General features: G+C 65.1%; 20 protein-coding genes. 13 read left to right on the plus strand and 7 right to left on the minus strand.

Translation table 11 applies throughout. From position 1 onward, the window contains the following. The first annotated feature begins 37 nt into the window (after positions 1–37). On the plus strand, positions 38–2,542 hold the full coding sequence (locus RFM52_RS05990; protein ID WP_320295021.1) for a CoA transferase: 2,505 nt from the start codon (positions 38–40) through the stop codon (positions 2,540–2,542). A 117-nt stretch (positions 2,543–2,659) separates the two neighbouring features. Here the strand turns inward: RFM52_RS05990 and RFM52_RS05995 are convergent, their stop codons facing one another. From RFM52_RS05995 to RFM52_RS06015, 5 genes are all read right to left on the minus strand, one after another. Then, positions 2,660–3,607, minus strand: a complete 948-nt coding sequence (locus RFM52_RS05995; RefSeq protein WP_320327838.1) for a helix-turn-helix domain-containing protein — start codon at positions 3,605–3,607, stop codon at positions 2,660–2,662. A 349-nt stretch (positions 3,608–3,956) separates the two neighbouring features. Continuing rightward, entirely contained in the window at positions 3,957–4,448 is a 492-nt protein-coding gene (locus RFM52_RS06000) for a nuclear transport factor 2 family protein (protein ID WP_320294591.1), read from the minus strand. Positions 4,449–4,474: 26 nt separating this feature from the next. After that, positions 4,475–4,864 carry a nuclear transport factor 2 family protein gene (locus RFM52_RS06005; RefSeq protein ID WP_320294592.1) on the minus strand — a complete coding sequence of 130 codons (390 nt, stop codon included), beginning with the start codon at positions 4,862–4,864 and terminating at the stop codon, positions 4,475–4,477. A gap of 1 nt (position 4,865) precedes the next feature. After that, on the minus strand, positions 4,866–5,762 hold the full coding sequence (locus tag RFM52_RS06010) for an MBL fold metallo-hydrolase (RefSeq protein ID WP_320294593.1): 897 nt from the start codon (positions 5,760–5,762) through the stop codon (positions 4,866–4,868). Between the two features lie 54 nt (positions 5,763–5,816). Continuing rightward, positions 5,817–6,203, minus strand: a complete 387-nt coding sequence (locus tag RFM52_RS06015; protein WP_320294594.1) for a MoaF-related domain-containing protein — start codon at positions 6,201–6,203, stop codon at positions 5,817–5,819. A 75-nt stretch (positions 6,204–6,278) separates the two neighbouring features. Here RFM52_RS06015 and RFM52_RS06020 point away from each other — a divergent pair, with 75 nt between their 5' ends. Beyond that, complete coding sequence (locus RFM52_RS06020; RefSeq protein ID WP_320294595.1) at positions 6,279–7,181, plus strand: LysR family transcriptional regulator; 903 nt, start codon at positions 6,279–6,281, stop codon at positions 7,179–7,181. Between the two features lie 68 nt (positions 7,182–7,249). On the opposite strand, the gene RFM52_RS06025 is transcribed toward RFM52_RS06020, so the two are convergent. Both RFM52_RS06025 and RFM52_RS06030 read right to left on the minus strand, forming a co-directional pair. Then, positions 7,250–10,654: an acyl-[ACP]--phospholipid O-acyltransferase gene (locus RFM52_RS06025; protein WP_320294596.1), complete on the minus strand. Its 3,405-nt coding sequence runs from the start codon at positions 10,652–10,654 to the stop codon at positions 7,250–7,252. A gap of 440 nt (positions 10,655–11,094) precedes the next feature. Then, a complete protein-coding gene (locus RFM52_RS06030) occupies positions 11,095–11,841 on the minus strand; it encodes an IclR family transcriptional regulator (RefSeq protein ID WP_320294597.1) in 747 nt (248 codons plus the stop codon). Positions 11,842–12,001: 160 nt separating this feature from the next. On the opposite strand from RFM52_RS06030, the gene RFM52_RS06035 reads away from it, so the two are divergent. The 11 genes from RFM52_RS06035 to RFM52_RS06085 all read left to right on the plus strand — a co-directional run bounded on the left by RFM52_RS06035 (position 12,002) and on the right by RFM52_RS06085 (position 25,405). Continuing rightward, a complete protein-coding gene (locus RFM52_RS06035) occupies positions 12,002–13,393 on the plus strand; it encodes a transaminase (RefSeq protein ID WP_320294598.1) in 1,392 nt (463 codons plus the stop codon). A gap of 3 nt (positions 13,394–13,396) precedes the next feature. Further along, positions 13,397–14,194, plus strand: a complete 798-nt coding sequence (locus tag RFM52_RS06040; RefSeq protein ID WP_320294599.1) for an SDR family oxidoreductase — start codon at positions 13,397–13,399, stop codon at positions 14,192–14,194. Next, positions 14,191–14,964 carry an SDR family NAD(P)-dependent oxidoreductase gene (locus RFM52_RS06045; protein ID WP_320294600.1) on the plus strand — a complete coding sequence of 258 codons (774 nt, stop codon included), beginning with the start codon at positions 14,191–14,193 and terminating at the stop codon, positions 14,962–14,964. The genes RFM52_RS06040 and RFM52_RS06045 overlap by 4 nt, the downstream gene beginning before the upstream one ends. Before the next feature lie 66 nt (positions 14,965–15,030). After that, positions 15,031–16,695 (plus strand): amidohydrolase, encoded by a 1,665-nt coding sequence (locus RFM52_RS06050; protein WP_320294601.1) that lies wholly within the window; start codon positions 15,031–15,033, stop codon positions 16,693–16,695. Then, entirely contained in the window at positions 16,682–17,770 is a 1,089-nt protein-coding gene (locus RFM52_RS06055) for a CobW family GTP-binding protein (RefSeq protein WP_320294602.1), read from the plus strand. Before RFM52_RS06050 ends, RFM52_RS06055 begins: the two co-directional genes overlap by 14 nt. A gap of 37 nt (positions 17,771–17,807) precedes the next feature. Continuing rightward, the gene (locus RFM52_RS06060) at positions 17,808–18,992 is read left to right on the plus strand and encodes an ABC transporter substrate-binding protein (RefSeq protein WP_320294603.1); all 1,185 of its coding nucleotides are present in this window, start codon (positions 17,808–17,810) and stop codon (positions 18,990–18,992) included. 163 nt (positions 18,993–19,155) lie between these two features. Beyond that, the gene (locus tag RFM52_RS06065) at positions 19,156–20,025 is read left to right on the plus strand and encodes a branched-chain amino acid ABC transporter permease (protein ID WP_320294604.1); all 870 of its coding nucleotides are present in this window, start codon (positions 19,156–19,158) and stop codon (positions 20,023–20,025) included. Then, positions 20,012–21,730 (plus strand): branched-chain amino acid ABC transporter ATP-binding protein/permease, encoded by a 1,719-nt coding sequence (locus tag RFM52_RS06070; protein ID WP_320294605.1) that lies wholly within the window; start codon positions 20,012–20,014, stop codon positions 21,728–21,730. The genes RFM52_RS06065 and RFM52_RS06070 overlap by 14 nt, the downstream gene beginning before the upstream one ends. Then, complete coding sequence (locus RFM52_RS06075) at positions 21,727–22,443, plus strand: ABC transporter ATP-binding protein (RefSeq protein WP_320294606.1); 717 nt, start codon at positions 21,727–21,729, stop codon at positions 22,441–22,443. Before RFM52_RS06070 ends, RFM52_RS06075 begins: the two co-directional genes overlap by 4 nt. Before the next feature lie 125 nt (positions 22,444–22,568). After that, positions 22,569–23,969 carry an SWIM zinc finger family protein gene (locus RFM52_RS06080; RefSeq protein ID WP_320294607.1) on the plus strand — a complete coding sequence of 467 codons (1,401 nt, stop codon included), beginning with the start codon at positions 22,569–22,571 and terminating at the stop codon, positions 23,967–23,969. Further along, positions 23,966–25,405 carry a DUF5691 domain-containing protein gene (locus RFM52_RS06085; protein ID WP_320294608.1) on the plus strand — a complete coding sequence of 480 codons (1,440 nt, stop codon included), beginning with the start codon at positions 23,966–23,968 and terminating at the stop codon, positions 25,403–25,405. Before RFM52_RS06080 ends, RFM52_RS06085 begins: the two co-directional genes overlap by 4 nt. Positions 25,406–25,423: the final 18 nt, after the last annotated feature.

The following is a 25,423-nucleotide window of genomic DNA, read 5'->3' on the forward strand; positions in this document are numbered from 1 at the left end:
AGCTGCTTCCGACCCATCAATTGACCAGGCGAAAAAGATGCATCGTTCAACCCTTCCGCTGCACGGCATCAAGGTCGTCGATTTCGGCCAGTACATCGCGGGACCGGCCGTGGCGATGATCCTTGGCGATCTCGGCGCCACGGTCGTGCATGTGGATCCGCCATCGGGTCCGCTGTGGGACAGCCCAGCCAACGCCACGCTCAACCGGAACAAGCTGATCGTTTCCATCGATTTGAAGACCAAGGCGGGACTCGCGCAAGCACGATCCCTGGTCGAGCAAGCCGACATCGTCGTCGAGAATTTTCGCCCGAGCGTGCTCAGCCGCCTCGGCATCGATTTCGCCGAACTTCGTCGGGCGCGGCCGGAGTTGATCACCGTCTCTATCCCCGGCTTTGCGTCCAACGATCAACTCCGTCGCGAATGGCGGGCTTTCGAAGCCGTCATCGCCGCGTCCTCGGGTGTCTTCACGGATATGGGGCTCAACCGCGTCTTGATGGGCGTCAACCCCTCCTTCTCGCCACTCCCGCTGGCCTCCGCCTACGGCACGATGCTGGCTGCCTCGGCAACCGTTCTGGCACTTCAGGCGCGCGAACGTACCGGAACGGGCGACCAAATCGAAGTGCCGCTCGCCTGCGCGGTCATGGAAGGTCTCGCCTACAACTCGATCAAGATCGACAACTATCCGCTTCGCTACAAGACCCAGCGGGAAAGCGAGATCGAACGCAGACGTGCCGAAGGCTTGCCGATGGACCTCTCCTACGAGGCCCTGCAGGAGTTGCTCGACCCGTTCTATCGCAGCTACAAATGCAAGGATGGGCGCATGTTCTATGTGGTCTGTCCGAGTCACAAAAATCACGCCAAGCGCTGCCTGAAGGCTCTCGGCCTCTATGACGAGCTCGTTGCGGAAGGATTGAGGGAGGAAGCCGACACCTATCTGCCGGTCAGTGAATGGACCTCCGATGTCTCGCTTGGCGTCTACCCCTTGCCGAAATACTGGGCCGACAAGATTGCGGCGCGCATGAAGGCGGTGTTCCTGACCCGAACCGCCAAGGAATGGGAACGTATCTTTGGCAAGGGGCAGTTTCCTGGCGCGCCGCAGCGTTGGCTGCAAGAATGGATCAGTGACGATCACGCCGAATGCGCCGGCCTGATGATCGAGGTCGACGACCCCGTTTATGGACGCATGATCCAGCCTGGCCCTATGGCCTGGCTTGAAGAGAGTGGCGAGGTCATGCTGAGCCCGACGCCCCGGTATTGGGCCGGTTTCGACGTTGCAATGGCGGCCCTGTCCGAACATCCGACAGAACCGCGTTCGGTTCCGTCCACCGGCGCGCAAGCAGGATGGCTGGACGGCGTGCGGGTCCTCGATCTCTGCAACGTCATTGCCGGCCCGCATTCGGCTTCCTATCTCGCCCGCTTCGGGGCGGAGGTCATCAAGATCGATCCGGCGAAGCCGCTTTACGATTGCTGGAACACAGTGATTTTCGGCATGACCCACATGCGCGGCAAGCGCTCGGTGCTTGCCGATTTAGGGTCGCCGGACGGCCGCGCTGTTTTCGAAGCGCTGGTCAAGTCGGTCGACGTCATCGTCTGGAATGCGACTGAGCGCCAGGTCAAGGACAAGGGGCTCGATCTCGATGGTCTGCGCGAGCTCAATCCGAAAGCGATCTTTTGCCAGCTCGATTGCTTCGGCGGCGTGCGTCGCGGGCCACGCACCGACTATCTCGGCTATGACGACCTGGTGCAGGCGGCCACGGGCATCATGCAGCGATTCGGCGGGTCCATGGACACACCCGAGGAGCACGCCCACGTCGGCACCATCGACGTCATGTGCGGGTTCGGCGCGGCGCTCGGCATCGCCGCAGCCCTCTATCAGAAGTCCAGAACCGGGCGGATCGGTCGAGCGCGGACCTCGCTGTCCGCGCTGAGCGGCCTCGCGCAGATGCCGTTCTGCTACGACTACCAGGGTCGCCAGCCATTCAGCGAAGCGGCCGGGCCTCGGGTCAAAGGCAACGACGCCCTCACTCATGTCTACGATACAGCGTCCGGACAAAGCGTTCTGCTGAGTGCTTTGGAGGCGGATATACCGCGCTTGGCCAAAGTGGAGGGCCTCGAGGGCATCGCTCGATCCCCGAAGGAAGACCGCGTGCACTATCTGACGGGAGCGCTGATGAAAGGCTCTGCCGAGACATGGCTGACCCGTCTCAGGGCGGCCGATGTTGGAGCGGCTATCTGCGAAAACATCGAGACGATCAGATCAAGGAATTCGCGACCGGCGGACGCCGCTCCGGGGACGCGCAACGGTAGCTATTCATTCTCGGTCTATCACGATCACCCGAGCGGGCATGTGGTGACGCAGCTTGACCCGTACGCGATCCGCCCAACGGTCGCAAAGGTCTACGCCATGCCGCCGGCGGAGAAGTACGGCGCTTCGACGCGCTCGGTTCTTATGTCGCTTGGATACAGCGAGGCTCAGATCGAAGGCCTTTTATCCGGAGGAGCAATCAGCGAGTGCTGGAGCCGTGAATATCTACCTAGTTGAGAGCCGACGAATTATTGTGGTTCGACGGCCAAGTTGGCTGCGCGAACCGAGGGTCAAAAGGCTTCTCTGATGACCGAACCGGTGAACCTGGGCCGCTCAGAGCAGCCGGCGTTACCCTCAATGCACCATCGTCCGCACCCTCTCCCTTAACTCACGCGGCGCGATATCATACTTGCTCTTGAACGCTCGTGAAAAATGCGCGCTGGAATTGAAGCCGCAGGCGAAGGCGATTTCCGAGATCGAGGCCGAGCCACGGGCGGGGGAGAGCAACTCCTCCTTGCTGCGCTCCAGCCGCCGGTCCCAGACGAAGCGTTCCAGGGTCATGCCTTCGCCCTCGAAAGCGCGGTGGAGGTAGCGGCGCGAGCAGCCCATGTGGCGGGCGATGTCCTCGGCCGAGAGATTGCTGCGCGAAAGGTTGGCGTCGATATAGGCGACGATGCGCTCGCGCAGCGCTTCCAGCGGCGAGCGGCGGAATTCCGGCGCCATGGGCTTGGCCTGGATCAGGCCGTTGACGAGCTGGATCAGGCTCTCGCCGACGCGGCGGCAGCCGGCTTCGTCGAGCTTGTGTGCCTCGCCGATCGCCATCTGCATCAGGCCCGACACGATATGGGTCAGGCTGTCGTCCTCGCCCGGCAGCGGCAGCGGCGCCGAAAGCCGCGCCAGCGTCTCGTCGCCGAAAGTCGAGCGCGGCACCTGCAGGATGAGCTGGTCGACATCGGAAAGGTTTTGCAGCGAATAGCTGCGCACCGGGTCGTAGATGATCGCCGCGCGCGGCCCGAGATCGACGGCAACCTGCTGCTGCTCGAAGCGGCTGCGGCCCTTGCGCTGCATCAGGATCTTGATCGCGTCGGGATCGAAGCTGCGCCAGAAGGCGCGGTCGTTGAGAACCAGATGCGACTTGGCCCTGATCTCGGACAGGCGGCAGGCGCCGAGATTGACCGAGACCAGCTTCGGCAGCGACGGCGCCTCGCCGCGAGAGAAGCGCTGGGTGATCGGGCCGAACAGCATCCGCGAGGCGGACAGGAAGGCTTCGCCGTCGGCGACGCTCACATGGTGGCCGTGCATCGTTTCCTCCATTTCGTTCCGTCTCCCGTCTTGATGCGGGATTTTGAGAAGCAACGGCAGCGCCGATGCAACCGACAAATAACTTAACATGCTAATCATCTCCGCCGCAACGGCGGAAATCGTTCACTCACCGCTCGTTGACCAAGGAAGTGCACAGAGCAGGCAAGAAGGCGCTAGCGAGCGGCCGGGACGCCTCACATTTCCCCGGCCGCTCGATATTGAACCTCAGCTCGACGCCGGGCGTCATGGATGCTCCCAATTTGCGCACCTGGAGCGAATTCATTCCGGACGATAGCGAGGCGCCAAGCAGGGGCCCTCGGTGCCAGATTTTCCGTTGAGAAAATCCAGGTCAGTACATCGACCTTTTGTTGACGGCATCCGCAGGGACAGGCTGCATTACATCCCAATGCTCGGCGATTTTGCCATTTTCTACACGGAAAATGTCAACGATGACCGTTTCTGGGCTGTCGCCGAATTTCGGCTGTACGACCTGGGTCATTACGAGGTCGCCCTCCGCGATGACGCGCTTGAAGTCGACCTTCTGCTTCGGCCAATGGGAAACGCCCATCTTCTCAAGCAATTGTTTCACAGCGTCGCGACCATCTGTCATCGTCGGATTGTGCTGGATATAGTTTGCGGCCCAATAGCGATCCAGCGCGGTCAGATCGTGATCGCCGAAAAGCTCCTGATAGGCCTGAAGGACAATCGTCTTGTTTTTCTGAGTGAGCTCATATTGCTGCAGGATGACCTTCTTGGCTGGTTTTGCCGTTTCCCCACTCGCGGAAGTCGCCAGGGTGGCCGCGGCGATGAGGGCGGCGCCAAAGATTCTGAGGTTTTTCATTTAGTCTCTTTCCTTGAAATCGGATGTCAGCTGAGTGCGCGGGCGACCAGGACGGTGTCCACATATTGCCGCATGCGAATGATCCGGCCGTCCCTCAATTCATAGAGGTGGGCGAAGGGAGCGGTCATCGCTTTGCCCGTGGCATTGTAGGTGCCCGAATACACGCCGAAGGCGGCGACCCGGTCGCCATCGGCAAGATAGCTATGCACATTCGCGCGATAGCCGGTCCATTCGGTGGCCAAGCGCTGGAAAACGCCTTTCATCAGGGTTTCCACGCCGACGTAAGTGCCGGCATAAGGAAAGCCTTCGGCCTCTGTCCATTCGACATCGGGCGAGACAACGGCGAGCAGATTGCCGCCGTTCTCCGCGGAGGAGCCTTCATAGGTCCTGCGGATCAGTTCGAGATTGCTGATCATCTCAGCCCCACTTCATCTCGCCCTTGGCGACCTTCGAGCCGATGTCGAGGGCGACACCCATGCCGAGGTTCGGGAAGCGAGCCTCCATCGCGGCCTTCAGCGCGGCGGCGTCGGTGGCCTTGGCGAGTTCTTCCTCGAAGGCCAGCAGATAGGTCTTGGTGTGCTCGACGGCCGAGATGTCGACCGGCGCCTCCGGCGTCATGTGCCCCGGCACGACGATAGCCGGCTTGCGCGCTGCGATCTTGTCGAGATTGGCAACCCAGGCCGCGCGTTCTTCCTTCGTGGGCGTGTCGGCGGTCCAGACGTGCACGCCGGCGAAGACCAGGACGCCACCGAACACCGCGTTCAGCGATGACGCCCAGAGGTAGCGGCGGTTGGCGAGGCCCTCGGCGGTAACGATCTCCACCGTATCGCCGTCCACCGTCAGCGACGGACCGTCAAAGGCTTCCGGCAGGACGATGTCGGCCAGGGCCTGCGGTCCGTTTTCCTTGAGCTGGGGCCCCCAGACGGCGAGCTTCTTCTCGACCGAGACCTTGATCGCAGCCACCGTTTCCGATGCGGCGATGACCTTGGCCTCCGGGAAAGCTTCACGCACCGGTTTGAGGCTGAAATAATAGTCCGGATCCGACTGGCTGACATAGATCGTGGTCAGCTTCTTGCCGCTGGCCTTGACTGCCTCGACCAGCGCGCGGCCGTCCGGATAGGTGAAGCCGCCGTCGATGAGCAGCGCCTCGGTAGCCCCGGAAAGCAGGACCGGGGCACGGAAGAAGCCGTTCGGACCGGCGGGAAAGTGCTTCCAGACGAGCCCGGTTCCGGCGGCACGGCCGATATCGGCGGGAGCAAAAGCGGCTGCGGCGATGGCAACGGAAGTTTTCATGATCTGTCTCCTGGTGAACATTTGAACCTCCTTATGTGATGGCAAAGAAATCTGTCTGCGCGCCCGAAGCCGGGGCTAGGTCAACCGGGTCCAAGTGCCGGACAAATTGAGGAAGCTGCGGTCGGGCCGTGTGATGTTTGTGTGGACGACCCCGTTCTCGAAATCCTCGATGTGGGTCACGGTCGTGCCGTCAGCCTCAATCCAGGTCACCATGAACACGCCCTGACGAATGGCGACTGCCCGATAGGTCACCGCCTCCGCCTTGCCGAAGTCGTCCGCTTGCGCGGGGGCAAACCGCATGCTTTGCCCGTCGCTGTCGAACTTCAAATGAAACGCGAGTTCGCCCAGGCGAGCCTCGTACATCTGGCCGATTGCGGGAAAGATGTTTGCCGTCATGCGGGGGCCTTCGAACGTTGGGCGGATCAGGCGGTGGCTGAACTCGACGCACAAAAAATGCGCCATTCGTATTGATCGATAAATCCCAATGAATTGAATTCAATGTAAGCTGAAGGCACACAATCTTGCGGAGCGACCACCATGGAAGCGATCAACCTCAATAGGCTGGCCTACTTCGCCGCCGTGGTGGAGGCAGGTTCCTTCACGCGGGCGGCTGAACGTCTCGGCATCACCAAGACTGTCGTGAGCCAGCAGGTGGCGCGACTTGAACAGGACGTGAAGACAAGCCTCCTGCTTCGCACGACCAGGCGCGTTGAGCCGACCGAGGCGGGGCGGCAGCTTCACGCGCGATGCATGACGATTCTGCGGGAGGCCGAGGCGGCCTTCGACGAGCTCGCCCAGACAAACGCCCAGCCGGTGGGCGTTCTGCGCGTCACCGCGCCGAATGATTATGGCACCGCCACCATAGCGCCGCTTGCAGCCCGGTTCTGTCGTGCCTATCCGGCATGTCGCGTTGACCTGATGCTTTCGGACACCAGGATCGATCTGATCGCGAACCAGATTGATCTGTCGATCCGTGCAGGGTGGCTAGCGGACTCAAGTCTTCAGGCACGCCGGATCGGTTCCTTCAAGCAGTTTCTCGTGGCCGCGCCTGATCTGGCGCGGAGTCTTTCGCCCGCCGAGCCTGAGGACCTGTCCGACTTGCCCTTCATCGCGAATGCCGCGTTGAAAGAGCCGCTCGTTTGGCGTTTTGCGCGAGGTGAGCACGATCGGCGTACAGTGCGGATGAAGCTCGGGCTGACAATCAACGCCACGCCGGCCGTTCTGGAGGCTACTTTGGCCGGCGCCGGCATGTCCATCCTTCCAGACTTCGCTTTGGGCGGCCATATGGCGGCCGGCCGGCTGGTGCCCGTTCTACCCGGCTGGGCCTTGCCCTCCGGCGGCATCCATGCCGTCTATCCGGCTGCCCGCTTCCGTCCGCCCAAGGTGACGAGATTTGTGGAGATGCTCGCCCAAGCCGGCAAGGCCGATGTCGGCACCTGATGTATGTCGCCCAAAAGTGCGCCGCGGCTTAATTGCGTCAAAGGCATGCTCGATGCGAGTCTGCAGGATCAGGCGGCCTTGACCTTCAGCTCTTCCGCGCCGCGCACCATCCGGGTCACGCCGGCGAAGTCGAGCTTGCCGGAACCGAGCACCGGCACCTTCGGCACGACGCGCACTTCGGCCGGCACCATCAGGTCCATGGCGCCGTTCGCCTTGGCGAAGGCCAGGAAGTCCGCGCGCGTCGCGCCGGAAGCCTCCGTGATCAGGATCAGCTTCTCGCCCTTGCGCGCGTCCGGCACCGTGGCGACAGCCGAGAGCGCTCCTTTCCACAGCTCCCCGGCCAGCGCCTCGATCGCGGCAAGAGAGACCATCTCGCCGGCGATCTTGGCGAAGCGCTTGGCGCGGCCGCGGATCGAGATGAAGCCCGCGTCGTCGACCGTGACGACGTCGCCGGTGTCGTGCCAGCCGTCTTCCAGCGTCTCCAGCACGCCCGGATTCTCGGCGCGCAGGTAACCGGCCATGACGTTGGGGCCGCGCACGTAAAGCCGCCCGCCTTCGTCGACGCCGGGCACCGGCTCCAACCGGTACTCCATGCCGGGCATGATTTTGCCGACGCTGCCCGACTTGTTGTACATCGGCGTGTTGATGGCGATCACCGGTGCGGCCTCGGTCACGCCGTAGCCCTCCAGGATGCGCAGGCCGAACTTTTCCATGTAGGTCGTGCGCGTGGCGGCCTTGACCGGCTCGGCGCCGGCGAAGCAGTAGCGCACCGAGCGGAAGTCGTAAGGATGCGCCGTGCGGGCGTAGCCGGCGAGGAACGTATCGGTGCCGAAGATGATCGTCGCGTTCGACGCATAGATCAGTTCCGGCACGATGCGGTAGTGCAGCGGCGAGGGGTAGAAATAGACCGGCACGCCGGAGATAAGCGGTAGCACCGTGCCCGCCGTCATGCCGAAGGAGTGGAAGATCGGCAGCACGTTGAACACCTTGTCGCCCGAGTGGAAGTCGATGCGCGAGGCGGCCTGGGCGGCATTGGCCAGGATGTTGCGGTGGGTCAGCACCACGCCCTTGGGCGTGCCCTCCGAGCCCGAGGTGAACAAGATCGCCGCCGGGTCGTCAGCCTTGCGCGCCACTCGCGGCGTCGCCTTGCGCAACAGTCCGAGCAGCTTGTCCTTGAGGCCGATCGTGGCGCGCAGATCGTCGAGCCAGACGATGTCGACCGAGCGGCCGATCTCCTCGACCATCGGGCCGAGCTTTGCCTGCTCGACGAAGGCGCGGGAGGTGAGCACGGTGCGCACCTCGGCCGCTTTGCAGGCCGACAGGATGTTCGCGGCACCCGCGGTGAAGTTGATCATCGCCGGCACCTTGCCGGACGACATGACGCCGAGCAGGGCCGCGCAGGCGCCGTTGGCGTTGGGCAGCATGATGCCCAGCGTCTTTTGTCCGGCATAGAGATGTTCGAACTTCTCGCCGAGCACGGCGGCGGCCGTCAGCAGCTTGCCGTAGCTCAGCGAACCGGTGACCGGATCCTGCACGGCAAGCTCCTTCATGCCGCGCTCGTTGGCTGTCTCGATAATCTTCTCCAGCACGGTCTTGTCGATGTCCTGCGTGCGGAAGACGAGGTCCGACATCACCTGGTAGAGCGCTGCGCCGGCCGCGGCGCGGCGCTGGCGGCCCTTCAGTTCCTGCGGCACGTCGAGCTTCACCGGCTCCAGTATGGTCACCTTGACCTTCGGGAACAGGCGGCGGCGCACATGCTGCGAGGAGAGTCGCGAGAAATAGCTCTTTTCCAGCCCGTCGATGCGCACCGGCACCACCATCGAGCCGGTCTTGTCGGCAACCATGGCGGCGCCGTCATAGACCTTCATCAGGCCGCCGGTGACGGTGATGCGGCCTTCCGGGAAGATGACCAGCGGATCGCCGCCCTGCACGATCTTGATCAGCGTGCGGGTCGACATCGGCTTGGCCGGATTGAGCGGCAAGGCGCGGGCAAGCTTCATGAACGGCTTCATCCACCAGGCCTGGGCGATCGTGTAGTCGATGGCGAAGACCGGCTCCTCGTCGGTCAGCGTCAGCGCCAGCGGGCCGTCGAGGAAGCTGACATGGTTGAGCGCCAGGATCGGCGCCTTGCCGGCCGCCTTGAGATTCTCGATGCCCTCGACCTCCAGGCGCAGGAAGGCGCGGAACAGGATCGAGACGAAATCCCGGAACGGATTGGTCGGCAGGTATTTCAGCATCAGCCAGGCGGCGATGGCATTGGCGACGACGAGGCCGAACAGGATGCCCGCGATGGAGACGCCGGCGGCCTGGATGGCGGCGACGAGGATGCCGCCCACGGTCATGAAGCCGGCATTGACGATGCTCACCGCGGCGACGACGCGGGCGCGGCGCGCCTCGGGCGACCAGGCCTGCACGGCGGCGAAGGTCGGCACCACCAGGAAGGCAGCGGCAATGGCCATGCCGGCGAGGTCGATGGCGACACGGATGGTGTTGGGGCCGGCGAAGAAGGCGGCAAGCGTCTCGGCCTTGGGCGAGGGCTGCATGCTGCCGATGGTCCACGCAAGATGCAGGCCGAACAGCGCCAGCAGCGCGGTGCCGACCGGCGCCGGCAGCAGCACCATGCGCCCTTGCGACATCCAGGCGGCGATCGCCGAGCCGATGGCGATGGAGACGGCGAACACCGCAAGATAGGCGGTGACGGCGATCTCGTTGCCGCCGAGCGAATCCTTGATCATCGCCGGCAGGATCGAAAGCACGATGGCGCCGACCAGCCAGAACCACGAGGTCATCAGGCCGGCGCGCCAGATGCGCGTGTCGGTGCGCAATTCGGTGACTTGCCGCCAGGTCGAGCGGAAGATGTTCTTGTCGATGACGAGGTTGGGCGCCGCCGAACCGGTGGCGGGGATGTAGCGGCTGACCAACCAGCAACCGACGGCCAGCGCCATCATGATCGGCCCGAACACCGCGACGCCGATGCCGTCGGCGGAGACGACGCCGCCGGCGATGGTGCCGCCGAGGATCGCGGCGAAGGTGGCCGACTCGATCCAGGCATTGGCCTTGGGCAGTTCCTTGCGCTCGAGATGATCGGGGAGGATGCCGTATTTGATCGGCCCGAACAGCGCCGAGATGACGCCGAACATCAACAGCGCCGTCATCAGCACGGGGATCGACGACAGCGCGATGCCGGCGACGGAAACCGCGGCCGCGGCGATCTCGGTGAATTTCAGCCGCTTGGCGATCAGCGCCTTGTCGAAACGATCGGCGATCTCGCCGCCCAATGCCGAAAGCAGCAGGAAGGGGGCCATGAAAACGGCGCCGGCCAGCGTCACCAGCGACGCGGCCTGATCCTTCGCCAGCGTGAAGAGAATGAGGAACACCAGCGTGTTCTTCAGGAAATTGTCGTTGAAGGCCGAGAGGAATTGCGTCCAGAAGAGAGGCGCGAAGCGCCGCGACATCATCAGATGGGAGTTCATGGCAATTTCCATTGGGCAAGTCCGGCTGGCAATCCGATTGGACTGAGCGGACACTTGCGCGGTTTGAGCCTTGTTTATCGGGAAGCGGTTAAACTTCGTTACTGCGATTCAATCCAATCCATTTGGCCAATCCATTTGTTTCTTGTTCTTGGCGCCTGGAATCTGTCGTCCATGACCGGTCTCCAGGCTTTCCAGGCAATTGACCGTTTGCGGGCTTGGCTGTCGGCGAGCATCGATATGATCCTTTCGTTTCAGCGTTAAGCCGGATCGGCGCCGGTCTGTTTCAGGCCGGATACATTGCTTTGAACGTTGTTCACGGATGCACCATAGCACATCGTGAACAGCGTTCAAGAGAAAAATGAACGGTGTTCACAAACGGAAAGCGTAGGTTAAAAATGCCTCAAGGCAGTGGTCCGTGGGCTTCGGGCGCAGGTGGGCGCTCACGCCTCGCCGGTCAGCCGCGCCGAGATCAGCCGGGCCGCCCTGACCGCCGCCTCGCCTTGTCCGGCCGCCGTCGCGTCGTCGACGCGCGAGACGGGGGAGGCGACGGCCAGCGTGCCGATCGGCTGACCGTCGGTGCCGAGGATGGCCGCGCCGATGCTGTGCACGCCTTCCTCATAGCCCTGGGCGCTGCGCGAATAGCCGCGCGAAGCGGCAAGCGCGATGGCTTTCACCAGATCGTCCGGCTGCGTCATCGTGAACGAGGTGAAGGCCTGCAGCGGCTTTTCCAGATAGGCGCCGACCGCTTCCAGGCGCGAGGCAGCGAGGAACGCGATGCCTGAGGCGGTGCCGTGCAGCGGCAGCACCTGGCCGACATCGACATTGACGCGGTTGGCCTTGGCCGACAGCTCCACATGCAGCGTAAGCAGCGCGCCGGCGCTGAACTCGGACAGATGCACTGTCTCGCCGGTTTCCAGCGACAGCTCGCGAATGACCGGCGCGGCCAGGCGCACGAAGGGGAAATGCGCGTCGCGGATGCGGGCGAGCCGCGACAGGCCGGCGCCCAGCCGGTAGCGACGACTCCGCGGCTCCTGCTCGATCAGCCGGTGCGCGGCAAGCGCCATCAGAAGCCGCCTGGCGGTGGCCTTGTCGAGGCCGGCGCGGCGGGCAAGCTCGGAGAGGCCGATCTCGGGTTCGTGCAGCGTGAACAGCTCCAGCAGCGACACCGCCTTGCCCACCGTGCTCATTGTCCGCTCTCCGAGATACTTCGCATGTGAATTAACTTGACACGCGCTCTTGCTGCCTTCAGTGTGTCTATAACATACAAAACACTGGTTCAAATAGTGAACCGTCGGGAACAATTTAGCGCTCCGGAATTTTGCGCGCCAGGGAGAGTTCAGCGCCGTGATGGCCGCCAGCAAGACTGCTTTGCAACCCGCAACGATCGACGGCCTGCTTGACCGCGAGCAGGCGAGGTTCCTCGACACGCATCCGCGCTCGGCGGCTGCCTGGGAGGAGGGCAAGACGCATTTCCTCTATGGCGGACCGTCGCACTGGATGCGCCGCTGGGCCGGCGGCTTCCCGGTCTATGCGGCTTCGGCGAAGGGCGCCCATATCACTGACATCGACGGCCATGACTATGTCGACTTCGCGCTTGGCGACACCGGCGGCATGTGCGGCCACGCGCCGGAGGCGGTAACGCGGGCGGCGCTTCACCAGTTGCAGAACGGCACGACGATGATGCTGCCCACCGAGGACAGCCTCTGGGTCGGCGCCGAGCTCACGCGCCGCTTCGGCCTGCCTTACTGGACGCTGACCACCTCGGCCACAGATGCCAATCGCGGCGCCATCCGCATTGCCCGCATGATCACCGGGCGCCCCAAGGTGCTGGTCTTCTCCGGCTGCTATCACGGCGGCGTCGAGGAGGCGCATGTCGAGATCCGCGATGGCAAGATCGGCATGCGCAACATGATCCACCCGAACGGCGTCGACCATTCGGCCGTCTCCAGGGTGGTCGAGTTCAACGATGTCGCGGCGCTCGAGGAAGCGCTGTCGCATGGCGACGTCGCCTGCGTGCTGACCGAGCCGCTGATGACCAATTTCGGCATGATCCCGGTCGCCGAGGGCTTTCATGCAGCGCTGCGCGAGATCACGCGCCGCACCGGAACCGTGCTGATCATCGACGAGACGCACACCATCTCCAGCGGCCCCGGCGGCTACACCGCGCTGCACGGCCTGGAGCCGGACATGCTGGTCGCCGGCAAGGCGATCGCCGGCGGCATTCCGGCCGGCATCTTCGGCACCTCGCAAGAGATCGCCGAGCGGCTTTGGAAAATCGTGCCGATGGTCAATCCGCGCGTGCGCCAGTCGGCGCATCTCGGCATCGGCGGCACGCTGGCCGGCAACGCGCTCACCGTCGCCACCATGCGCGCCGTGCTGGAAGAGGTGCTGACGCCGGCCAATTTCGAACGGATGATCGCCAACGCCACGCACCTTGCCGAAGCCGCGCGGAAGATCATCGCCGACAACAAATTGCCCTGGCATGTGACGCAGACGGGCGCCCGCGCCGAGATCATGTTCATGCCGAACCCGCCGCTGAGCGGCGCCGACGTCATCGCCGGTCGGCGCGGCGACCTCGAGACGCTTTTGCATGCCTTCTACATGAACGAAGGCATACTGGTGACGCCCTTCCACACCATGTTCCTGATGTGCCCGGCGACCGAGCCGGCCGATGTCGATCGCCACACGCAAGTCTTCGGCCGCTTCGTCGATCTCGTTCGCAGCGCGGGCGTCGTCTGAACGATGGCGAACCCGTTCGACCTCACGGGCAAGGTGGCGCTGGTGACCGGCGGCGGGCGCGGTATCGGCGCGGCAATCGTTACGCGCCTGGCCGAGGCCGGCGCCTCGGTCGTCATCGCCAATCGAACGCTGGATGTCGCCGAGGCGCTTGCCGCCGAGCTGTCGGCGCGCGGCCTCTCCGTCCGCGCCGTCGCACTCGCCGGGCTGGACCGCGCGGCGCTGCACGCATTGGTCGGCGATGTCGTGCTCCAGGCTGGCCGCCTCGACATCGTCGTCCACAATGCCGGCGGCTGCCCCTGGGCGTCGGTTGAGGAGCTCGACGAGGAGAAGCTGGAAGAAGCGCTGGCGGTCAACCTCAAAGCCTGTTTCTGGCTGGCGCAGGCGGCCGCTCCGGCGATGCGCAAGAACGGTTTTGGTCGCATCATGGTGACGTCCTCAGTGTCGGCGCGGGTCGCCATGGCCGGCGGGGCGCACTATTCGGCAGCCAAGGCCGGCGTCAACGCCTTCATCCGCGGCGCGGCCTTCGAGCTCGCCCGCGACGGCATCACCGTCAATGGCGTCGAGCCGGGCTTCATCGCCAAGCCCGGGCGCGGCACGATGAGCAAGCCAGAGGTGGCGGACAGGCTCGGGCAATTCATCCCGATGGGGCATCTCGGCGAGGCCGACGACATCGCCTACGCGATGCTCTATCTCGCTTCGAAACAAGCGAAATACACCACCGGCCAGACCATCGTCGTCGACGGCGGCTCGACCCTGCCGGAGACCGGTTACGCCGTCGAGCGGCATTGGGGGCTCGCATGAGCCGCCGCCTCGAAGGCCGCACGGCGCTGATCACCGGTGCCGCCACCGGCATGGGCCGCGCCACCGCCGAGCTGTTCGGGCGTGAGGGCGCCAAGGTCGTCGCCTTCGGGCATGGCGGGGACGTGCTGGACGAAGCGGCCAAGGCCAGCGGCGGCACCGCCGTGCGCGGTGACATCACCGATGCCGGCGACATCGCTCAGGCCATCGATGCCTGTGACGGACGTCTCGACATCGTCGTCAACGCCGCCGGCATCATGATCCTCGACGAGCCGGAGACGCTGAGCGACGAGACCTGGGCCAAGAGCTTCGCCGTCAACGTCACCGGTTCGATGATGGTCTGCCGCGCGGCGCTGCCGCTGCTCAAGGCGCGCGGCGGCGCCATCGTCAACATCGCCTCGGTCGGCGCCTTCAACGCCAGCGGCCAGAACGCCGCCTATTCGGCGAGCAAGGCGGCGCTCGTCTCCTACACCCGCTCGCTTGCCTTCGCGCATGGCGTCGACGGCATCCGCGCCAATGCGGTGGCGCCTGGCTGGGTGCGCACGCCGATGAGCGTCTACGAAATGAAGGTGGCTGCTGCCGCCAACGGCTCGACGCCCGACGCGGAGTTCAAGGCGCTGACCAATCGCATCGCGCTGCGCCGCGTCGCCGAACCCGAAGAGATCGCCTCCTGCTGCCTGTTCCTCGCCTCCGACGAAGCGTCCTTCGTCACCGGCGCGGTGCTGGTGGCGGATGGCGGCGGTCGCGCCCCGACACAGAACAGGGCGGTGTGACGTGAATTGAGGTTTTGCTCACCGAGCAGCGTGGAGGCGCAGGCCGGTGGGAGAGGAGGAGAAAAAATGCCCGACAGAAGTGCCGACCTGGTTTTCACCAATGGCCGCATCTACACGCTCGACCGCAAGCGGCCCTGGGCCTCGGCCGTCGCCGTCAAGGGCGGCCGCATCGTCGCGGTCGGTGAGGCCGCTGATGTCGCTGCGCTGACCGGCGCTGTCACGCGCGTCGTCGATCTCAAGGGCGCGATGATGATGCCGGGCATCGTCGACGTGCATGCGCATCTGATGATGGGCGGCCAGGCCGAGCTTTTCGAGCTGCGTTTCCCGCCGACGGCAAGCTTCGAGACGCTGATCGCGCGCGTCGGCGAGGCGGCGGCAAAATCGCCGGAAGGATCCTGGATCATCGGCGGCCAATGGGGCAGCGATCTCTTGCCGAAGCTCAACCGGCTGGAAGCGCTGGCGGCGCTCGACCGCGTCAGCCAGGGCCGGCCGGTGATGCTGCGCGACGACACCTATCACAACCGCTGGGTCAATTCGCAGGTGCTTGTTCTCGCTGGCCTTTCCGCTTCGTCGCCCGATCCGGAGAAGGGTTCGATCGGCCGCGATCCGGCGACCGGCGCGCTGACCGGCATGATGATCGAATCCGCCGCCGGCATCGTCGAGCGCACCATCGCCCAATCCGGCCATTACACCGAAGAGATGGACCGCGCCGCGATGGCGCGCTCGATCGCGACGCTCAACTCCTACGGCGTCACCGCATTCCTCGACGCCGCCGCCATGCAGCCGATCCTCGCGGCGCTGAAAGGCCTCGACGATCGCGGCGAGCTGACCGCATGGTCGGTCTCGGCGATGCCGGCGGTCGAGCCTTCCTTCATGTTCGGCATTGCCGGCGACGAGCTGATCGCACTGCGCGAGCAGTATCGCGGCGTCCACGCCAAGCCGGATTTCGTGAAAATCTTCCTCGACGGCGTGCCGGGCGCCCGCACCGCCGCCTTCCACGAGCCCTACACCAAGGACCCGGTGCTCGGCTGCTGTTTCCGCGGCTCGACCATCGTCACCGTACCGGAGCTGATCCGCTGGGTCGGCAAATGCGAGAAGCTCGGCCTCGGCGTGAAGATCCATTGCGCCGGCGATGCCGCCGTCAGCCAGGCGCTGGATGCCATCGACGTCGTTCGCTCCTTCAATGGACCGACTAAGCTGAAGCATCACATTGCGCATGCGAGCTACATCGCGCCGGACGACGTCGCCCGCTTCGCCGAGCTTGGCGTTGTCGCCGATCTCTCGCCGTTCCTGTGGTATCCGACGAGCTTCCTCGAAGGCCACAAGCAGACCATGGGCGAGGCACGCGCGCTGCGCTTCTGGCCGAACAGGGACCTGCTTGCGGCCGGCGCACTGCTGGCCGGCGGCTCCGATTGGCCGGTGATGCCGAACCCCGATCCGTGGGACGGCATCGAAGGGCTGGTGACGCGCCGCAACCCGAGCGGCGAGTTTCCGGGCGCCGCGCTCTGGCCGGAGCAGGCGATCGACGTCGCGACAGCGCTGGAAATCTTCACCATCAACTCGGCTCGCGCGATCGGCCTCGCCGACACCGTCGGCTCGATCGAGATCGGCAAATCGGCCGATCTCATCGTGCTCGACCGCAACGTGCTGGAGACGCCGGCCGAGGACCTCGCCGACACCAAAGTGCTGACGACCTGGTTCGAGGGGAGGGTGGTCTATGAGCGCGCCTGATCCCACCAGCGACGCGAGGATCCCGGTGACAATCCTCACCGGCTTTCTCGGCAGCGGCAAGACGACGGTGCTCAACCGCCTGCTGCGCCAGCCGTCGCTTGCAGGTGCTGCCGTCATCGTCAACGAATTCGGCGCCGTCGGGCTCGACCATCTGCTGATCGAGGCGAGCGAGGAGCAGTTCACGCTGCTCGACAATGGCTGCGTCTGCTGCACGGTGCGCGGCGATCTCGTCGCCACGCTGAAGGAGCTCGACCGCAAGAGCCAGGCCGGCGAAACGACGCCGCTTTCTCAGGTGATCGTCGAAACCACAGGGCTCGCAGATCCGGCGCCGATCCTGCACACGCTCATGGCCGAAGCCGAGCTTATGACTCGCTTTCGCATCGGCGGTGTCGTCACCACCGTCGATGTGGTGAATGGCGCGGCGACGCTCGCCCGCCATTCCGAGGCCGCCAAGCAGGTCGCCGTCGCCGACCGGCTGCTGATCACCAAGACCGATCTCGTTTCGAACGAAGCGCTTGGCGACTTGCAGCACCACCTTGAGCATCTGGCGCCGGCCGTCGAGCAAACCATTGCCCGCAACGGCGAAGTCGAACTCGATCTGCTGGCGAGCTTGCCCGCTGATGCCGCGTCGGATGTGGCCCGCATCGCCGGGCGGCTCGAAGCGGCGGATCATCACGACCATGCATGCGGACCTGATTGCCACCATGGCCACGATCATCATCACGACACCCATCACGGCATCCGGTCCTTCAGCTTCATCATCGACAAGCCGGTCGAGTGGAGCGCTTTCACCCGCTGGCTTGACTATGTCGCGGCGCTGAAGGGCGAGAACCTGCTGCGCTTCAAGGCCATCGTGCGCACAACGGACGATCCCGAGCGGCCGCTGGTGCTGCATGGCGTGCAGCATGTCTTCCACCCGCCGGCGCGGCTCGACCGCTGGCCGTCAGCGGACCGTCGCACCCGGCTGGTGTTCATCGTCCGCGACATCGAGCGCGAGACCATCGCCCGCACGCTGGTGAAATTCGCCGCCATCGATGCCGCGAGCATCGCCACGCCGGCGCTCGCCGCCGCCTGAAACCGAATAACATGATGACAAAAATGGGAGAATGAACATGCATTGGAAATCGAGACTGCTCGCAGCGGCAATTGCCGGGGTTGGGCTTGCCGCCATGGCCGGCACGGCCTCCGCCGCCGGCCCGACCTGCAAGGACGGCGCCATCAAGGTCGGCGCCGTGTCGACCGTCACCGGCCCTGCCGATTTCTCGGAAGTGCCGAAGGCAACGCAGGCCGCCTTCGATGCGGTCAACGCCGCCGGCGGCATCAATGGCTGCAAGATCGACTACACCATCGCCGACGACAAGGCCGATCCGGCAGTCGCGGCACAAGCCGCGCGCGACCTGATCGACAACAAGGAGGCCGTGGCACTGGTCGGCTCCGCCAGCCTTCTCGACTGCGCCGTCAACTCCGCCACCTACAGCCGCAAGAAGATCCTTTCGGTGCAGGGTCTCGGCGTCGACGCCGCCTGCTTCTCCTCGCCCAACGTCGCGCCAGTCAATGTCGGGCCTTACACGCTGTCGACGGCGATGGCCTATTACGCCACCAACGAATTGAAGACGAAGAAGCTCTGCGCCTTCTTCATCATCATCGGCGGCACCCAGGAGGCCTACAAGAAGGCGATCGAGAACTGGGAGAAGATCAGCGGCCAGAAGATCCACCTGATCGACCTGACGCTGCCCTTCCAGGGCGACCTGACGCCTTACGTCATCAAGGCGCGCGACGCCGGCTGCGACGCGGTGCTGACCAACCAGGTCGAGCCGCAGGTGGTGCAGCTGATCAAGACCGTCGATGCGCAGAAGATCACCGGCATCAACTGGCTGTTCCTGGCGCCCGGCTACACCGAGCAGGTCGCCAAGGCGCTGGCCGACACCAAGCAGCCGATCTATGTCGGTACCGAGTGGGAGCCCTTCACCGAGAAGAACTCGGCCGCCAACGCGCAATGGATTGCCGACATGCAGAAGGCGAACCGGCCGCTCACCGCCTTCTCGCAGGGCGGCTACCTTGCCGCCGAGCTGTTCCTCAAGGTGGTTGCCTCGATCGACGGCGAGGTCACGCGCGAAAGCGTCGCCAAGGCGCTGCACGACATGCAGCCGCTCACCAACCCGCTCGCCGGCTCGCCTTACGTCTTTGGCAAGGCCAAGACGCATTCGCCGATGCAGGCCACCAAGGTGATGAAGCTCGAGGCCGGCGCATGGAAGGTCGAGACGCCGGACTGGGTCGTGCTGCCGCAGGCCAAGTGAGATCCTCCCGGGCGTCGGCGCTGCCCCTCGCCTCGAAATGTCCGGTTTACCCTCCGAAGCTGCAGCGCAGCTGCTGCGGAGGACGGGCAGGACAATGAGGGGCGGCGCCGGTCTTGGGACATATTCGGGGCCGATGCCAACCCGCTTTCCAGATTGGGAAAAAATGAACGCATTGCTCACATCCGCCGTGGCGGGACTGACGGCCGGGGGCACCTATGCCCTGCTAGGTGTCTGCGCCGTCTTCACCTACCGGCTTGTCGCCGTGGTGAACTTCACTGGGGCCGCGATCGGCACCGCCGGCACCTTCGTGCTGATCGCGCTCTTCGAGGCCGGTTTCCCGATCTGGCCCTCAGTGCTGGCGGGCATAGCGGCCGGCACGCTGACCGGCGTCGCAATTGGCTACATAATGACCAGGTGGTTCGGCGAGGCGAGCGCTTCGACCAAAGCGGCGGTGACGGTGGCGCTGCTCGTCGGCCTGATCGCGGTCGGGTTGCGGTTGACCGGTGGCCAGCATCCGCACAACATGCCGGAGCTGTTCCCGGGCTCGGCCTTCCGTCTCGCCGGCGTCGAGGTGACCATCGCCTCGGTGCTCACAATCGGGCTTGCGGTACTGTTCACCGTCCTTTCCGACCTCTTTCTCAACCGTACCAAAATCGGCCTCAATCTGCGCGCGCTGGCCGACCGGCCGATGGCGGCTGAACTGCTCGGCGTGCGCGTGCAATTGTTGTCTTTGCTGGTGTGGGGCATGACCGGCGCCTTCACCACTTTCGCGCTGATGATCATTGCGCCGCAGCGCTCGCCGAACTTCATGACGCTCAGCCTGCTTGTCGTGCCGGCGTTGGCCGCGGCGCTTATCGGCGTCTTCCGCAGCTTCTGGTGGACGCTTGCCGGTGGCATTGCGCTCGGCATCGTCGAAGGGCTGGCAAGCTCCCTCGACAGCGTCAGCCAGTATCGTAGCGCCATCCCGTTCCTGGTGGTGCTTGCCGTTCTTCTGTGGTCGCAGCGGGAGGCCCGCTGGGATGAAGCGCGCTAGTTCGAGAGCCTCGTTGATACTCATCGTCGTGGCGCTCGGTGCCGGCGGCGCCGCCTATGCCGGCCTGTTGCCCTCCTATTGGGTGTTCCTCGCAACCTCGGTGCTGATTACCGGCGTCGCGCTGCAGAGCCTCGGTCTCGTCGCCGGCCGCACCGGCATGATCGCGCTCTGTCAGATGTCCTTTGCCGGCGTCGGCGCCTGGACGGTCGGTTATCTCAACCTCGCCGAGGCGCCGGGAGGCTTGGCGGCATGGATCCTGGTCGGCGGCCTGGCGGCCGTGCCGTTCGGCGTTGCCATCGGCCTGCCGGCGCTGCGGTTGCGCGGCATCAACCTCGCCATCGTCACGCTTTCCTTCGCCACCGCCTTCGACACCATCCTGGCCACCATGACCTATCCGGGCCAAACCGACTTCCTCCAGGTGCCGAGGCCGGAGCTGTTCGACAGCGACGAGGGCTATTTCGTCTTCGTGCTGCTGTTTTATGTGGTGATCGCCGTGGCGCTCGAAATCGTCAGCCGCTCGCGGCTCGGCGCGTCCTGGCTGGCGGTGCGCCACTCCGAGCGCGCCGCTGCCGCGCACGGCGTCAGCATCGCGACCGCCAAGCTCTCGGCCTTTGCGCTCAGCGCCTTTGTCGCCGGCGTTTCCGGCGGTCTGCTCGCCGGTTATCTCGGCACGCTGGTCGCCGAGAATTTCAGCATGATGCAGTCGCTCTCGCTCTATGCGGTGTCGGTGATGGCCGGCGCGCATTTTGCCGAGGGCGCGATCATCGGCGGTCTGCTCGTCGTCATGTTCCCCGAACTCCTGCGCCGGCTCGACTGGCCGCAGGACATCGGCAACGTGCTCTTCGCCATCGGCGCCACCCAGGCGCTGGCGTCCGGCGAGACGATGAGCGAGACGTTCCGGCGCCAGTTCCGCAAGCTGCTGCCGGCGCGCGCACCGAAAGCCGCCGCCGCGTTTGCTTCGGACCTGCCGGCAGCAGTCGAGCGTGCCGCCGGCCCGGCATTGAGCATCGACGGTTTGACGGTCCGCTATGGCAGCGTGGTCGCGCTGAACAATGTCAGCCTCACGGTGGCGGCCGGCACGGTGGCCGGTCTGATCGGCCCGAACGGTGCCGGCAAGTCGACCTTCATCGACGCGGTGACGGGCTTCCTGTCGTCCTATCAGGGCAGTGTCCGCCTGGAAGGCAAGCCGCTCGAAGGCGTGCCGGCGCATCTGCGCGCCCGCGAGGGCGTGCGTCGCACCTGGCAGACCAACCGCATAGCGCCGGAGCTCACCGTCGGCGGTTACCTGGCTTTGGCCGCCAAGGGCCTGTCGACGAGCGAGACCAAAGCCGTGCTCGACTGGCTCGACTGTCCGCATCCCGACATGCTGGTCGCCTCGGTCGATGCCGGCACGAGGCGGCTGCTCGATGTCGCGGGCGTCGTCGCCGCCCGCCCGGCCGTCGTGCTGCTTGACGAGCCGGCCGCCGGCCAGTCGCATGAGGAAACGCTGCGGCTTGGCCAGCGCATCGCCGAGATCCCGAAACTGTTCGGCTCGGCCGTGCTGCTGGTCGAGCATGACATGGACCTCGTGCGGGCGGTCTGCTCGGAGGTAACCGTGCTCGATTTCGGCCAGGTCATCGCTTCCGGCCCGCCGGCGAAGGTCCTCAGCGAGCAGGCGGTCAAGAAGGCCTATCTCGGAATCGAGGAAGAGAGCGTCGCGGCATGAGCAGGCTCGTCGTTTCCAACCTGTCGATCGACCGCGCCGAATTGCCGGTGGTCTCGTCGGTCGATCTCGTCTCCGAGAGCGGTGCGATCAGCGTCGTGCTCGGCGCCAATGGCGCCGGCAAGACGACGCTGCTCGAAGGCTTGTCGGGCATCATCCCGGTCGCCGGCGGCACCATCGCCATCGACGGCCGCGAGCTGCAGAAGGCACGTCCCGGCGCCCGCTCGCGCGAAGGCCTCGCCCATGTCGAGCAGGGCCGCACCGTCTTCCGCCAACTGACGACGGAAGAGAATTTGCGCGTCAGCCTGCATCATCCGGGCGCCGACATCGCGGAAGCCTATGCGCTTTTTCCCGAGCTGGTGCAGCGCCGGTCGGTGAAGGCGAGCCTGCTGTCGGGCGGCGAACAGCAGATGCTGGTCATCGCGCGTGCGCTTCTCACCCGCCCGAAGGTGCTTTTGATCGACGAGATGTCGGCCGGCCTGGCGCCGGTCATCGTCACGCGGCTGATGACAGCCGTGCGTAAGCTCGCCGATGACGGCCTGGCTGTCGTGCTGGTCGAGCAGTTCGCAGCCCTTGCGCTGTCGATCGGCAACCGTGCCTATGTCATGCGCCGCGGCCGCGTCGTCTATGATGGCGACTGTGCGAAGCTGCGGCAATCGCCGGACGAACTGCACCGGCTTTATCTCGGTGGGGCGGAAGCCGCCGTGCCTGTCTGACCGGTACTGTCAGGAGCGCAACGGAACATTAGACAAGGTCTCGATTTTACGGCGGCTGGAGCTTAACCAGCGCGCCGCAAACGGCTATCAATCGTCGCGACGTCATGCTTCGGGGGGCGCGCGGCTTGCAGCTGGATTTGAAGACAATCGAGGCTTTGGCGCCCGATCAGGCCTCGCTTGGCGCTGCCGCCAAGCTGACCAAGCGGTCGAACTGGCCCCGGCTCGAAGCACATGAACAGCTGCCGCTGATCTGGGGCGAATGCCAAGGTTCTGGATCCAATCCCTATCGCGTCGCGTTCGACACCTCCGATCACGGCTATAAATGCACCTGTCCGTCGCGAAAGTTTCCGTGCAAGCACATACTGGCGCTGGCGTGGATCGGCGCCACGACCCCCGACAGTTTCGCGCGCGTCGACCAGACGCCCGACTGGGTGAATGACTGGCTCGGCCGTCGCCGCAAGCCCGGGCAGCCGCCGGCCCAGGCGCCTGCGCGCGCGGAAGGCAAAAGCATCGACGAGGCATCGCGGCCGCAAGAGGCCGCTCCCGTTGAGGACGCCGCTGCCGCCGAACGCCGCGAGGCGGCGCAGCGCAAGCGGGCGGAAGATACGCGAAGCGCCGTTTCGGCCGCGCTCGATGAGCTCGACCAGTGGATCGCCGATCAGTTGCGGCTCGGCCTTGCCGGCTTTGTCGACGCCTCGAGCGAGCGCTGTCGCCGTATCGCGGCAAGGCTTGTCGATCTCAAGGCGACGGCGCTGGCCGGGCGCATCGACGAGCTGCCGGCGCGGCTGATGGCGCTGCGCAGCGAGGAGAGGCCGGACGCTGCGATCCGCGAGCTGGGCAAGCTGGTGCTGCTCGCCAAGGCCTGGCGTGCCGCGCCCGACGATGCCGAGCTGAAGCGTCTCGTGTCGACGTCCGAGACCCGCGACCAGATCCTCACCAATCCCGATGCAGTTCAGGTGGAGAGCGACTGGGAGGTGCTCGGCGAGAAGATCGAGACCCGCCGGGACGGCCTCGTCAGCCACGCGACCTGGCTGCTCGATCTCGGGAGTCCAATCCCACGATTTGCACTCCTGCTCGATTTCTTCCCGGCATCGGCGGGACGGCGCTCCGCCGCCTTCGCTCCTGGGGATCGTTTCAAGGCCAGGCTGGTGTTCTATCCGTCCGGAAACCCGCTGCGGGCGCTGGTCGCGGAACGGTTGGGCGATGTGGCGCCAGGAGCTTGGCCGTCATTTGCTATGGACGCGGCCGGCGATCCGCTGGCTGCCTACACCGCCTTTCAGGACGGTGCGCCATGGCTGGCCGATTGCCCGGTCATCCTGCCCGCCGGCGCAATCGCGCTGGACGAAAGGGAAGGCGCCTGGTGGCAGGCGGCGAACGATCCGCACGGCATCGCCCTGCCAGTCGCAGGCTCCGTCAGCCAGACCTTGCTCGGCCTCGATCTCACGGCGACGGCTGCGGTCTGGAACGGCGCCAGGCTCGAGTTGCTGGCCTCGCAAAGCAACATCGGGAGGCTCGATCTATCATGAACGAGCACGATCAGGCAGGGCTGGCACGATTGCGCGACGGCTGGATTTCAGGTGGGGCGGCTTTCGAGCTTGCGCCTGCCGAGTGGAAGGAAGTCGCTGCCGCTTCCAATGCCGACGAGCAGGAACGTCGGCTGCTGGCCATCGCCGCGCAAGCGCTCGATGTCGCGCTTCGCCCCGCGGCGCCGAAAACCTTGAAGCGGCGCCCGCCGCTGCCTGTGCTGGCCTTGCCGATGCTGCCTGAACGGCTCCGGCCGTTGCTGCGCGCGGCGCTGAAATATGCCGCCGATATGCGGCTCAAGACCCGCGTGGCCGCGCTCGTCGCCAGCCGAGGCTTCGTGCTGCATCCGATGGATTGGATGCCTACTGCGACGGATCAGGAAAGCCCGGACATCTATGCTCCCTGGATCGACTGGCAGGCAGGCGCGGACAGCGAAAAACAATCCCGACGCGAGCACCTGACGGCGGAAACCTGGGACGATTTCTATCCCGCCGCGCGCCGTAGCGCGCTGGTCGATTTGCGGCGCTCCACACCCGCCTTGGCGCGAACCCTTATCGAGACAAAAGGGGCAAGCGAGCCCGCGGAAGTCAGGCTTGCGCTCATCGAACTCATGCGCTTCGGTCTGAGCGCGGACGATGTGCCATTTCTGAAGAGCCTGTCCGCCGATCGCTCGGGCAAGGTGCGCGACATGGCGGGCCGGCTCCTAGCGAGATTAGGTGAGCATGGCAATCCAACTGAAGGCGGGTCGGAAGATCCGATAGCCGAGCTCGCCGCTTTCATCGAGGAAGGCAAATCCGGCTTCATCCGTCGCCGCACCACCTACGCGCCGATAAAGCCCAAGTCACAGGCGCAACAGGCACGTCGCGCCGACTTGTTCGCGTCCTGTTACTTCGGCGATCTCGTTGTCCGCTTCGGCAAGACGGAGCCGGATTTCATCGGCGCATGGCAGTTCGGCGTCGATGACGGTGCCGATCTCTTTCTCGTCCGAATGATCGCGGTGTCCGGCAGCGATGCGGCGGTGGCCTGTCTGGCGGATCTGCTGGTCGCCGCTGGCGGCAGGCTGGCGCTTCTCGTCCTCCAGCTCATGTTGCGTCTGGACGGCGGCAGGATGCGTGCCCTGATCAGGCAGATCTTGAATGATGCGCAAAACCTAGCCGCGCTCAATCTGGTCGAAGGCGCGGAAGCAGGCTGGCTCGAATGGGGCGACCTCGCAAACGGCAAGACGCTTTCGGCGCTGAGGGCCGCCGTCTCGGGTGATAATGACGTCACGAAACGAAACACCGAGCAGTATCTCGAAACCATAGGCTTTCTCGCCTCGGCGGCGACGGCGGAAAAACTGATCGGCGACATCGTTGCCGCCGGGCTTCCGCCGGCCTCGCCATCGCTCAGCCTGCTGCGGCTCAACGCAGCACTGACCGAAAACCAATCCGCCAGATGATCAATCCGGAGAAGATCG

The sequence above is a fragment of the Mesorhizobium humile genome (assembly GCF_033977215.1).
GTDB classification, from domain to species: domain Bacteria; phylum Pseudomonadota; class Alphaproteobacteria; order Rhizobiales; family Rhizobiaceae; genus Mesorhizobium; species Mesorhizobium humile.

Bases quoted from the DNA above. Each gene is read 5' to 3' on its own strand.
- RFM52_RS05995 (WP_320327838.1), bottom strand. From the start codon at position 3,607: ATGCACGGCCACCATGTGAGCGTCGCCGACGGCGAAGCCTTCCTGTCC.
- RFM52_RS06025 (WP_320294596.1), bottom strand. From the start codon at position 10,654: ATGAACTCCCATCTGATGATGTCGCGGCGCTTCGCGCCTCTCTTCTGG.
- RFM52_RS06035 (WP_320294598.1), top strand. From the start codon at position 12,002: ATGGCCGCCAGCAAGACTGCTTTGCAACCCGCAACGATCGACGGCCTG.
- RFM52_RS06010 (WP_320294593.1), bottom strand. From the start codon at position 5,762: ATGTTCACCAGGAGACAGATCATGAAAACTTCCGTTGCCATCGCCGCA.
- RFM52_RS06015 (WP_320294594.1), bottom strand. From the start codon at position 6,203: ATGGCGCATTTTTTGTGCGTCGAGTTCAGCCACCGCCTGATCCGCCCA.
- RFM52_RS06030 (WP_320294597.1), bottom strand. From the start codon at position 11,841: ATGAGCACGGTGGGCAAGGCGGTGTCGCTGCTGGAGCTGTTCACGCTG.
- RFM52_RS06060 (WP_320294603.1), top strand. From the start codon at position 17,808: ATGCATTGGAAATCGAGACTGCTCGCAGCGGCAATTGCCGGGGTTGGG.
- RFM52_RS06005 (WP_320294592.1), bottom strand. From the start codon at position 4,864: ATGATCAGCAATCTCGAACTGATCCGCAGGACCTATGAAGGCTCCTCC.
- RFM52_RS06075 (WP_320294606.1), top strand. From the start codon at position 21,727: ATGAGCAGGCTCGTCGTTTCCAACCTGTCGATCGACCGCGCCGAATTG.
- RFM52_RS06055 (WP_320294602.1), top strand. From the start codon at position 16,682: ATGAGCGCGCCTGATCCCACCAGCGACGCGAGGATCCCGGTGACAATC.
- RFM52_RS06000 (WP_320294591.1), bottom strand. From the start codon at position 4,448: ATGAAAAACCTCAGAATCTTTGGCGCCGCCCTCATCGCCGCGGCCACC.
- RFM52_RS06065 (WP_320294604.1), top strand. From the start codon at position 19,156: ATGAACGCATTGCTCACATCCGCCGTGGCGGGACTGACGGCCGGGGGC.
- RFM52_RS06050 (WP_320294601.1), top strand. From the start codon at position 15,031: ATGCCCGACAGAAGTGCCGACCTGGTTTTCACCAATGGCCGCATCTAC.
- RFM52_RS06085 (WP_320294608.1), top strand. From the start codon at position 23,966: ATGAACGAGCACGATCAGGCAGGGCTGGCACGATTGCGCGACGGCTGG.
- RFM52_RS06020 (WP_320294595.1), top strand. From the start codon at position 6,279: ATGGAAGCGATCAACCTCAATAGGCTGGCCTACTTCGCCGCCGTGGTG.
- RFM52_RS06045 (WP_320294600.1), top strand. From the start codon at position 14,191: ATGAGCCGCCGCCTCGAAGGCCGCACGGCGCTGATCACCGGTGCCGCC.
- RFM52_RS06040 (WP_320294599.1), top strand. From the start codon at position 13,397: ATGGCGAACCCGTTCGACCTCACGGGCAAGGTGGCGCTGGTGACCGGC.
- RFM52_RS06070 (WP_320294605.1), top strand. From the start codon at position 20,012: ATGAAGCGCGCTAGTTCGAGAGCCTCGTTGATACTCATCGTCGTGGCG.
- RFM52_RS05990 (WP_320295021.1), top strand. From the start codon at position 38: ATGCATCGTTCAACCCTTCCGCTGCACGGCATCAAGGTCGTCGATTTC.